Source organism: Crenothrix polyspora (assembly GCF_900163755.1).
Classification (GTDB): domain Bacteria; phylum Pseudomonadota; class Gammaproteobacteria; order Methylococcales; family Methylomonadaceae; genus Crenothrix; species Crenothrix polyspora.
The window spans coordinates 19,498-29,521 of sequence record NZ_FUKI01000140.1; the positions used below are offsets into that span (position 1 = coordinate 19,498).

At 44.5% G+C, this 10,024-nt stretch carries 8 protein-coding genes; all 8 read left to right on the forward strand.

Annotated elements, in window-relative coordinates; all coding sequences use genetic code 11:
* The 8 genes from CRENPOLYSF2_RS14185 (at position 1) to CRENPOLYSF2_RS14220 (ending at position 9,974) form a co-directional block, all read left to right on the forward strand.
* On the forward strand, positions 1-846 hold the full coding sequence (locus tag CRENPOLYSF2_RS14185) for a sulfurtransferase (protein ID WP_087144604.1): 846 nt from the start codon (positions 1-3) through the stop codon (positions 844-846).
* Positions 847-1,303: 457 nt separating this feature from the next.
* Positions 1,304-3,400: a sodium-translocating pyrophosphatase gene (locus CRENPOLYSF2_RS14190; protein ID WP_087144610.1), complete on the forward strand. Its 2,097-nt coding sequence runs from the start codon at positions 1,304-1,306 to the stop codon at positions 3,398-3,400.
* A 79-nt stretch (positions 3,401-3,479) separates the two neighbouring features.
* Complete coding sequence (locus CRENPOLYSF2_RS14195; protein ID WP_087144605.1) at positions 3,480-4,160, forward strand: TIGR04283 family arsenosugar biosynthesis glycosyltransferase; 681 nt, start codon at positions 3,480-3,482, stop codon at positions 4,158-4,160.
* Positions 4,160-4,951: a sterol desaturase family protein gene (locus CRENPOLYSF2_RS14200; protein ID WP_087144606.1), complete on the forward strand. Its 792-nt coding sequence runs from the start codon at positions 4,160-4,162 to the stop codon at positions 4,949-4,951. The genes CRENPOLYSF2_RS14195 and CRENPOLYSF2_RS14200 overlap by 1 nt, the downstream gene beginning before the upstream one ends.
* Positions 4,952-5,393: 442 nt before the next feature.
* Positions 5,394-7,277, forward strand: a complete 1,884-nt coding sequence (locus tag CRENPOLYSF2_RS14205; protein ID WP_087144607.1) for a potassium transporter Kup — start codon at positions 5,394-5,396, stop codon at positions 7,275-7,277.
* 27 nt (positions 7,278-7,304) lie between these two features.
* Positions 7,305-7,742 (forward strand): hypothetical protein, encoded by a 438-nt coding sequence (locus CRENPOLYSF2_RS14210; protein WP_087144608.1) that lies wholly within the window; start codon positions 7,305-7,307, stop codon positions 7,740-7,742.
* 16 nt (positions 7,743-7,758) lie between these two features.
* Entirely contained in the window at positions 7,759-9,270 is a 1,512-nt protein-coding gene (locus CRENPOLYSF2_RS14215) for a DUF4118 domain-containing protein (protein WP_245808010.1), read from the forward strand.
* Complete coding sequence (locus tag CRENPOLYSF2_RS14220) at positions 9,267-9,974, forward strand: response regulator (RefSeq protein ID WP_336469734.1); 708 nt, start codon at positions 9,267-9,269, stop codon at positions 9,972-9,974. The genes CRENPOLYSF2_RS14215 and CRENPOLYSF2_RS14220 overlap by 4 nt, the downstream gene beginning before the upstream one ends.
* The last annotated feature ends 50 nt before the right edge of the window (positions 9,975-10,024 follow it).

Consider the following 10,024-nt stretch of genomic DNA (forward strand, 5'->3'; position numbering starts at 1 on the left):
ATGTCACTCACTACCGTTATTGCTGCCCACACTGTTGTTGAATACCTTGATCACAATAACTGGATTATTATCGATTGCCGATTCTCCTTGGCTGATCCACAAGCAGGTATTAACGCTTATCGTCTCGGCCACCTGCCTCATGCGCGTTATGTGCATTTAGAAAACGATTTATCCGCCGCCGTCACCAGCTTAACAGGGCGGCATCCGCTGCCTGATTTTAACCAGTTAACTAAAAAAATAGCCGCTCTTGGCATTACCTTCAATAACCAAATTGTCGTTTACGATGATGCCGGTGGCGCTTTTGCAACGCGATTATGGTGGTTATTACGCTGTTTAGGGCATGCCAGCGTTGCAGTACTGGACGGCGGTATTCAACACTGGTTGGCACAAAACTACCCTACGACGACGGATTTACCACGTTATAAAGTCGGGCATTTTAAAGCCTATCTTGATACAACACGGTGGCTGGAAACACGGGACATAGAAAACAACTTGGCCAGAAAATCGATTTGTTTAATTGATGCACGCACAGCAGAACGTTATCGTGGTGAACACGAGCCGATTGATCCGGTCGCGGGGCATATTCCAGGCGCATTAAACAGGCCTTTTCAAGCCAATATGAATACTAACGGCTTATTTTTATCATCGGATGAATTACACCACCAATTCAAAACACTTATACATGACTCACCCGCTGAACACGTCGTACATATGTGTGGCTCAGGGGTTACTGCTTGTCATAATTTACTGGCAATGGAACACGCAGGGTTAACCGGTTCAAAATTATATGCAGGTTCTTGGAGCGAATGGATACGCAATAAAAACAGACCTATTGCAACACAATAAACAGTTAGCGTACAAACACATATCTCAACTTCTCTAGCAGAAATATGCACTTTTACCAGTTTTTTATTGTGGTTATGGGAACTTTTCAGTAACCTACCCGCTGGCTTGGCGTATGTGGAAACAATCGGTTAACGCTAATCACAATAATGATCGCTGGCTGATTAGCATTGTAGGAGGCTGTGACGGAGAATCAGCTTATTTTCAGGCCACACAATAATCAGGCTACCCACTTTAGACGGAACATATGCCAGTGATAGCGTTGTAGAGTTGGATACCGGCTGTTTGGTATCCCACTGTTTACCGCTCAGTCCTGCTAGGTTGTGAAACACATGCAACCCAACCTACGGTAATGTGCCATTTTAAGTTGGAAGCCAATAATCATAACAATAAATAATTATAATTTTGAGGAGGAAGTGTGGTGCCACAAACATCTGCATCAGTTGTTGTCGCATTATTAATGGGGATTGTCGGGGTTGGCTTTGTACTCTGGCAGTTACGGCAAGTTTTAAGTTATGACGCTGGCAATAAAACCATGCAGGACATAGCGGCTGCTATCCAGGAAGGTGCATCAGCATTTTTATCACGCGAATACCGCGTTATCGGTATTTTTGTCGCCATTGTTGCCGCCATTATTGCCGCCTTTTTACAATGGCAAACCGCGTTATGTTTCGTTATCGGCGCGGGTGCTTCTGCGGGTGCCGGCTATTTAGGCATGTATGTTGCCGTGCGTGCCAACGTGCGTACCGCAGCGGCTGCCAGCCGTGGTTTGCACGAAGGTTTGCGTGTCGCTTTCGGCAGTGGCGCAATTATGGGTATGTCAGTGGTCAGCTTCAGCCTTATCGGTATGACATTGTTATACCTGATCTTTAAAGGCGATCCTAACCATTTAACCTATATTACCGGCTTTGGTTTTGGCGCTAGCAGTATCGCGTTATTTGCCCGTGTTGGCGGCGGTATTTATACCAAAGCGGCGGACGTTGGTGCAGATTTAGTCGGTAAAGTCGAACAAGGCATTCCTGAAGACGACCCACGTAACCCTGCGGTTATTGCTGATAACGTTGGCGATAACGTCGGTGATGTTGCCGGTATGGGGGCAGATTTATTTGAAAGCTACAGTGGTTCTATTATTGCGGCGGCAACCTTAGGTGCAGCCATAGGCGGCGAATCCGCAGCAGCCTTCATCGGTTTACCGTTTTTGGTAGCCGCTGTTGGTGTTATTTCCAGTCTGTTTGGTATTTATAAAGTCATCGGTAAAGAAGTTGATGCCGGTACGGTAAAGCCCAATGCCTCTGCACCGTTGCAAGCCCGCGCACTGTATTTCCTTAAAAGCCAAGTCGCTCAAATTAACGAAACCGCCAGTCTGGATGATTTGTTAAAATCATTGCGTGATTCGGTGTGGGGCGCATCGGTTGTGGTTTTAGTGTTGTCATTGCTGTGTATTATTGTTTCTGGCGTACACTTTAACTACTGGCTGGTTATTTTGGCAGGTCTTATTGCCGGTAACGGTATTGCCTATACCACGGAGTATTTCACTTCTTATACCGAAAAACCCACCCAAGCCATTGCCTACGCCACCCAAACCGGCGCTGCAACCACGATTATTCAAGGTTTGGCAGTCGGTATGATGAGTACAGTTGCACCGGTACTCATTACCGCGTTCGCCATCTTAATCAGCATTTGGTTAGGCTATAAAGCCGATGGCACGATGGCCGCTGGCTTATATGCGGTTGCTTTAGCCGGTGTGGGCATGTTAAGCACATTGGGTGTAACGCTGGCCACCGACGCTTACGGCCCTGTGGCTGATAATGCTGGGGGTATCGCCGAAATGAGTGGCCTGCCTAAAGAAGTCCGTCATCGTACCGATGCGCTGGACAGCTTGGGTAACACCACCGCTGCAACCGGTAAAGGCTTTGCGATTGGTTCTGCGGTATTGACTGCGTTAGCGTTATTGGCCGCCTATGTAACGGCGGCAAAAATCGAAAGCTTGAATATTTTAGGCCCTACCATGCTACCAGGGATTTTAATTGGTGCCATGATGCCGTATTTATTCTCGGCGTTAACCATGATGGCGGTTGGTAAAGCCGCACACGAAATTGTCATGGAAGTCCGTCGTCAATTCCGTGAAATTCCAGGCTTAATGGATGGCACAGGTAAACCCGATTACAAAACCTGCGTCGGTATCAGTACCGAAAGCGCTTTGCGTGAAATGATACTACCTGGTGCTTTAGCGGTTATCGTACCGATTGTGGTGGGTCATGTCCTGGGTAAAGAAGCCTTGGCAGGCATGTTGGTAGGTACTATGTCTTCTGGTTTCTTGTTGGCAGTTATGATGGCCAATGCCGGTGGTGCGTGGGACAATGCCAAAAAATTCATCGAAACCGGCGCATACGGTGGCAAAGGCTCAGACTCTCATAAAGCGGCTGTTGTTGGCGATACCGTTGGCGATCCGTTTAAAGATACCAGTGGCCCTGCGTTAAATATCTTAATTAAACTGATGACCATTGTTAGCTTGGTATTTGCCAATTCGTTTGGTTCTGGTTGGTTAAGTTTTTAATCTCGTTTTTCAGTACCATCCGCACTACCCGTAGAGACGCAACATCGTGCGTCTCTACACTTTTCAGCAATACCTCACCATGACTTTCTCTATTATTATCCCCACTCTCAACGAAGCCGACGGCATTACAACTTGCTTGCTGGCCTTGCAGCCGTTACGAATACACTGTGAAATCATCCTTGCCGATGGCGGCAGTACCGATACAACCCGCAGCAAGGCATTAGCGTTGGTCGATAAAATTACCCTATCAGCCCCAGGTCGTGCTACACAAATGAACAATGGCGCAGCACACGCTAAAGGCGATATATTGATTTTCTTGCATGCCGATACGCAATTACCGGAACATGCCCTAGACAGCATTCAGCGGCACTTGGCCACTGGTAACGCATCATGGGGGCGTTTTGATATTCGCCTGGATAGCCCACACATCCTGTTAAAAATCGTTGCCACGCTTATCAACTGGCGCTCTCGATTCACAGGCATTGCTACCGGCGATCAAGTCATTTTTGTTAAACGCACGGTGTTTTTTAACCTCGGCGGGTATCCTGACCTTGCGTTAATGGAAGACATTGCGCTATGCCATCTTTTAAAAAAACGCAGCCCACCGCTATGCCTTCAAGATAAAGTCATTAGTTCAGCACGGCGCTGGCAACACAACGGTATAATCAAGACTATTTTACTGATGTGGTCACTGCGTTTGCGTTATTATCTAGGCGCAGACCCTGCCAAATTAGCAGCACTTTACCGTAACGGAAAATAATGGAAAATCTGATTCGCTTGTGTGTTGCTTTAGGTATTTTTAGCCTTATGATCGGTTGGGAATATGTTAAACCCAAACGCTTAACGCCAATCAAACGCAAACAACGCTGGCCGATTAATTTAGGCCTAGCGGCTTTTAATATGTTGCTCATGCGTTTTAGCATAGGTGGCCTTGCTTATCTGAGTGCCATTAACGCGCAGCAACAGGGCTTCGGCTTGCTAAACCAGTACACGCTGCCTAATTGGCTGAGTATTGCAGCAAGTTTACTTATATTGGATTTTGCCATTTATTGCCAACACATCGTCTTGCATAAATGGCCCGTATTATGGCGATTACACCAGGTACACCACAGCGATTTAGAATGTGATGCCACCACCGCTGTGCGCTTTCATCCTCTGGAAATCATTATCTCAATGCTTTATAAAGTAGCGTGTATTTATCTGTTAGGAGCCAATATACTAGCGGTTATCGCCTTTGAAATGATCCTCAATGGTGCAGCAACGTTTAATCACAGCAATATCGGCTTTTCTGAAAAAACCGATAAAGCGTTACGCTGGCTAATTGTCACGCCGGATATGCACCGTATCCACCACTCAACACGGCCTAATGAAATGAACAGTAATTATGGCTTTTCCATTGCCTGTTGGGATCGGTTGTGCAAAACTTATACTGCTGCAAGCCAACAGCCGCAAACAACTATGCTAATCGGTTTAACAGGGTTTCGTAGACCAGCAGATTTAAATTGGCTACATTTATTACGCATGCCTTTTAAAGCATTGCGCCGCGATTAAATAAGTTAATAAGTTAATACAGCGTTTTCACAGTTCAATAGTTACAGCGTAACCGTTCGCACTGAGCTTGTCGAAGTGTGCCGTTCATGCTTCGACAAGCTCAGCACGAACGGTGGCTGTAACTGTCCTAAGTTGAAAACGCTGTAAGTTAATAAGTTAATAAGGAACGTGCATGAAATAACTTGAACAACTTAAACGCCACCACCGTTCGTGCTGAGCCTGTCGAAGCATGAACTTGCTCAAGTTATTTCGTGCGCGTTCCTAAGTTAATAAATTTATTTTAAATGGCCAGTATAGAGATTGCCCCGCCCATCGTCCTGAGAAAAAATTTTCTCGGATCATCATAAAAATTACCATTCTTTTTTTCTTCCTTCTTTACGCAATTTTTACACCTATCTGTTTACAATGCACCGTTCTTAAATTTAAAAAAGCAAGCTAATCCATGTCACCACAGCAAGGTACATCAAAAAACCAACTGGTGGGTTTATCTTTAAGCGCTATCGGCGTGGTATTTGGCGACATAGGCACCAGTCCTTTGTATGCCATGAAGGAAGTGTTTCATGGCGGCTTGCCCATTGATAAACCGCATATACTGGGCGTGTTGTCACTCATTTTTTGGTCGTTGACACTGGTGGTGACGACTAAATACGCCATTTTTATCATGCGTGCCGACAACAAAGGCGAAGGCGGCATTATGGCGTTGATGGTGCTGGCGCTTAGGGGAGTCGGCGAAAATACCACACTCAGGCATTTTATCGTTACGATTGGCTTGCTGGGTGCTGCCCTGTTTTATGGCGACAGCATTATTACACCGGCTATCTCCGTACTCAGTGCCGTTGAGGGCTTGCAGATTATTAATCCCGCAATGGAACACTATGTATTGCCCATTACCATTAGCGTATTGAGCGTGCTGTTTATTGTACAGGCTAAAGGTACCGGCGATATTGGCAAAATATTTGCCCCCGTTATGTGTGTCTGGTTTGGCACGTTAGCTCTGTTAGGGATTAATAATGTACTGGCGGAACCTGCCGTATTACTGGCTATGAACCCCTATTATGCCGTGCATTTGTTGTATGAATTAGGTTGGCAGGGATTTTTAATCATGGGCGCGGTGGTGTTGGCGATTACGGGTGCAGAAGCCTTGTATGCCGATATGGGACACTTTGGTTTAAAGCCTATTCGCTATGCCTGGTTTGGTTTCGTGTTTCCCGCCTTGCTGTGTAATTATTTTGGCCAGGGGGCTTTGTTACTGCAAAACCCGAAGGCTATCGAAAATCCGTTCTATTGGCTAGCCCCGCACTGGGCGCTCTATCCGTTATTGGCTTTGTCAACCCTGGCTACCGTGATTGCCTCACAAGCCGTTATTTCCGGCGCTTTTTCGGTAACACGGCAAGCTATCCAGTTAGGCTATTGTCCGCGCATGGACATTGTGCATACCTCTGGGCATGAACAAGGCCAGGTTTACGTCCCTGCCGTCAACTGGTTACTGATGGTGGCCGTGTTCATCTTGGTTTTCAGTTTTGGCTCATCGTCTGGGTTAGCCTCGGCTTACGGTATTGCGGTTACCGGTACCATGATGGTGGATACCCTATTGGCATTTATTGTGATTAAAAGCCTTTGGCACTGGAAGGCGTTCTACGGCATCGTGTTTTTGACGTTATTTTTGACCATTGATTTTTTGTTTTTATCGTCCAACAGCTTAAAGATTTTTTCCGGTGGCTGGTTGCCGTTGGTGGTGGGTATGGTGTTGTTTGTCATCCTAACCACCTGGATTAAAGGCCGTGATTTATTGGCTGCATATCAGGATAGTAAACGGGTCTTGTTCGAAGAATTGGAAACTAAATTTAAGCGTAATCCACCGACGACGGTTAAAGGCACAGCCATTTATTTAACCCGTAGCTTACACGGCATTCCGCAGGTTTTACTGCACAATCTCGAACATAACCATGTCCTGCATGAACATATCGTGGTGTTAACCATTGTCACCACGGATGAACCGTATGTTGAAGAAGCCAGGCGCATTAAAATCCGCAAATTTGGTGACACCCGGCAATTTTACCGGGTAAAGCTGTACTATGGCTTCCAGCAAGGTGCGGACGTGCGTTACGCCTTGACTCTGCTTAAAAACGAAGGCTTGGACATTAACCTAAAAGACGTATCTTTTTTTGTTGGTAGTGAAAAAGTGATCTTCAGGATTAAAAGCCCCATGCCAATATGGCGGCGGTTTTTATTCAAGTTTTTATTTCACAATGCCGCAAGCCCTATCGAGTTTTTTAAAATTCCGGTAGAACACGTCATCGAAATTGGTATTCGGTGTGAATTATGAGCGTTAATTTAATTAGGTAGAATATTAGTGGTTTCTATCAATAATCCAAAAAAAAGCATTATCCAGGCAATAGTAATACTGGGTATAGTGTTGTTTTATGACACATTGATAGATGTATTATTATTTCTGATACATACTATTTTTGAATTAATTCATACTATATTTGAAATCATTGAACAAGCGCTAGATTTAATGATTGAGCATTTGTTTAATACGGATTTGCATTCTACACAAATTATTGTATTTTATATATTATTGTCAATTGGAAGTTTTGTAGCTTTTAAAGCCATTAACGTATTGTCAATGTGGTATAAAATATGGATTGAGAAAGCTAAATATTTTTGGAATGAAACAAAGCTAACCCTATCGTATTATTCAGAAAAATTAGTGTTACTCGAAAAGATACGGCAGTGGTCAATAGTTATGGTGCTTATATCATTAATAATGGTTTTTATTTTTAGCTAATGCGTTTTAATTACAAGTGAAGGCGCATTTACAAAAACAAAAACTGATTATTTTATTGGGAATTATTGCGCCCAGCTTATGTACGTTGATTATTTGGCCTTTGCATTCTATTCTAGGAACATCCAGTATATTAATAACTTATAATTTGATCGTGTTTCTTGTTGCGGTAAGATATGGCCGCACCGCATCAAATCTTGCAACGTTATTAAGTGTTCTCGCCTTTGCATTTTTCTTTGCCCCACCTATTTTTTCTTTTGCCATTACTGATATAGATAATATTATTGGTCTTGTAGTCATGTTAATAGTTGCTAATATAACCAGTAATTTATTAGACAAAATACGCTTACAAGCCGAAACTGCACAAAAAAGGGAAAATCAGGCAACTGCACTTTATCGACTAAATAGGCATTTATCAGATTCATTAGATGACAAAATGTTGGTATCGACTGTTGCCATTCATCTTTATGAAGAATTTAACGTATTATCGGTGTTGTTGTTACCGAATATAAATAGCAGTATTGATTACCCTAATGAGCCACCACTTAAGCAATCATTACGTGGCGTTAACTTATCCATTGCCCGACGTATATTTAAAGAAAATACCGCCTTATCTACAGGTGTTAATATTGTCAATAATATTATTTATTTACCCTTGCAAGGCGCAAAACGGATTGTCGGCGTGATAGTCATGCAAAATATCAAACCGGAATTTAAAACCTTTCTACACACCTATTTACATCAAATTGCTTTGACGCTGGAGCGATTGCATTTAGCCAAGCAAGCGAAAGAAGCCCGCCTTAATGCCGAAGCCGAGGCTTTACGTAATTCCTTGTTAAGCGCCATTTCCCATGATTTACGCACACCGTTGACACGGATAGTGGGCTTGGCCAGTACCTTGATGGACGATGAACTATTGTCTATTGAGGAACGGTTAGATTTTAATAAGGTGATTCATGATGAAGCACAACGGATGTCGGAATTGATGAACAAGATCCTAGATATGGCAAGACTTTCAGGCGGGGCTATTGTATTGAAGCGTGAATGGTATGCGCTGGAAGAAATTATCGGTGGCGCTTTAACACGCCTGGAAAACGCCTTAGGTGACCGGCCTGTCCATATCCACTTGCCGGAAAATTTACCCTTGCTGTGGGTTGATGCCGTGCTGGTGCAGCAAGTTTTAATCAATTTATTGGAAAACATCACCAAATATACCCCAGCCGGTAGCCCTGTTGATATCAGCGCCGACTTATTGCCCCATACATTGAAACTGGCCGTCGCAGATCGCGGCCCTGGCATTGCGGCTGGGATGGAAGAAAAACTGTTCGAAAAATTTTATCGGGTTAATGCGGAAAGCACGTTGGATGGCATCGGTTTGGGGTTGTCTCTGTGCCGCAGCATTATGCAAGCCCATGAAGGGACAATACAGGCTGCTAATCGATTGGATGGCGGTGCAGTGTTTACCCTGATATTACCTTTACATACCCCGCCCCCCTTGCCTGCAGATGAACCGATGGCGGAACTGGCATGATGGATGGCCGTAATTCATTAGTCCTCGTGGTTGAAGATGACCTGCAAACACGGCGCTTCCTTAAAGTTAATTTAGGCCGTTGTGGTTGGAGAATCATTGAAGCTGAAAATGGACGGGCTGGTTTGGCCAGGGTAAAAGAAGAACAGCCCGACCTTATTATTTTGGATTTAGGCTTACCCGATATTGGTGGCGTTGTGATGGTCAGCCGGTTACGCCAACTTTCCGATGTGCCCATTTTGGTGTTATCAGCGAGAAGCCAGGAACAGGATAAAATCGAGGCATTGGAAGCCGGTGCCGATGATTACCTGACCAAACCCTTTAGCACGGGCGAGTTGAATGCGCGTTTACAGGCATTGCTTCGGCGCACCATGAAGGCTTTAACAACTGACGGTGTGTTTGTGACGGGTGAATTAACGGTTAATTTAGCGGAGCGCAAAGTGTTTATGGCGGGTGATGAAATACACCTGACCCCCATTGAATACCGCATACTCACCTTGCTGATTCGCTACGCGGGCCTTGTTGTAACACACAGCCATTTATTAAAGGAAATATGGGGTGGGGAGCATCTTCACGATAACCATTACCTGCGTATTTATATGGGACATTTACGGCATAAATTAGAGGCTAATCCGGCTCGACCCAAGTATTTGCTGACAGAAATTGGTGTGGGTTATCGTTTGGTGGAAAACCAAGCTAGTACTTAGTCACTCTTTAAGTGTCGGATAAAGCTTTTTCAATTTTATCCGAGCATCCT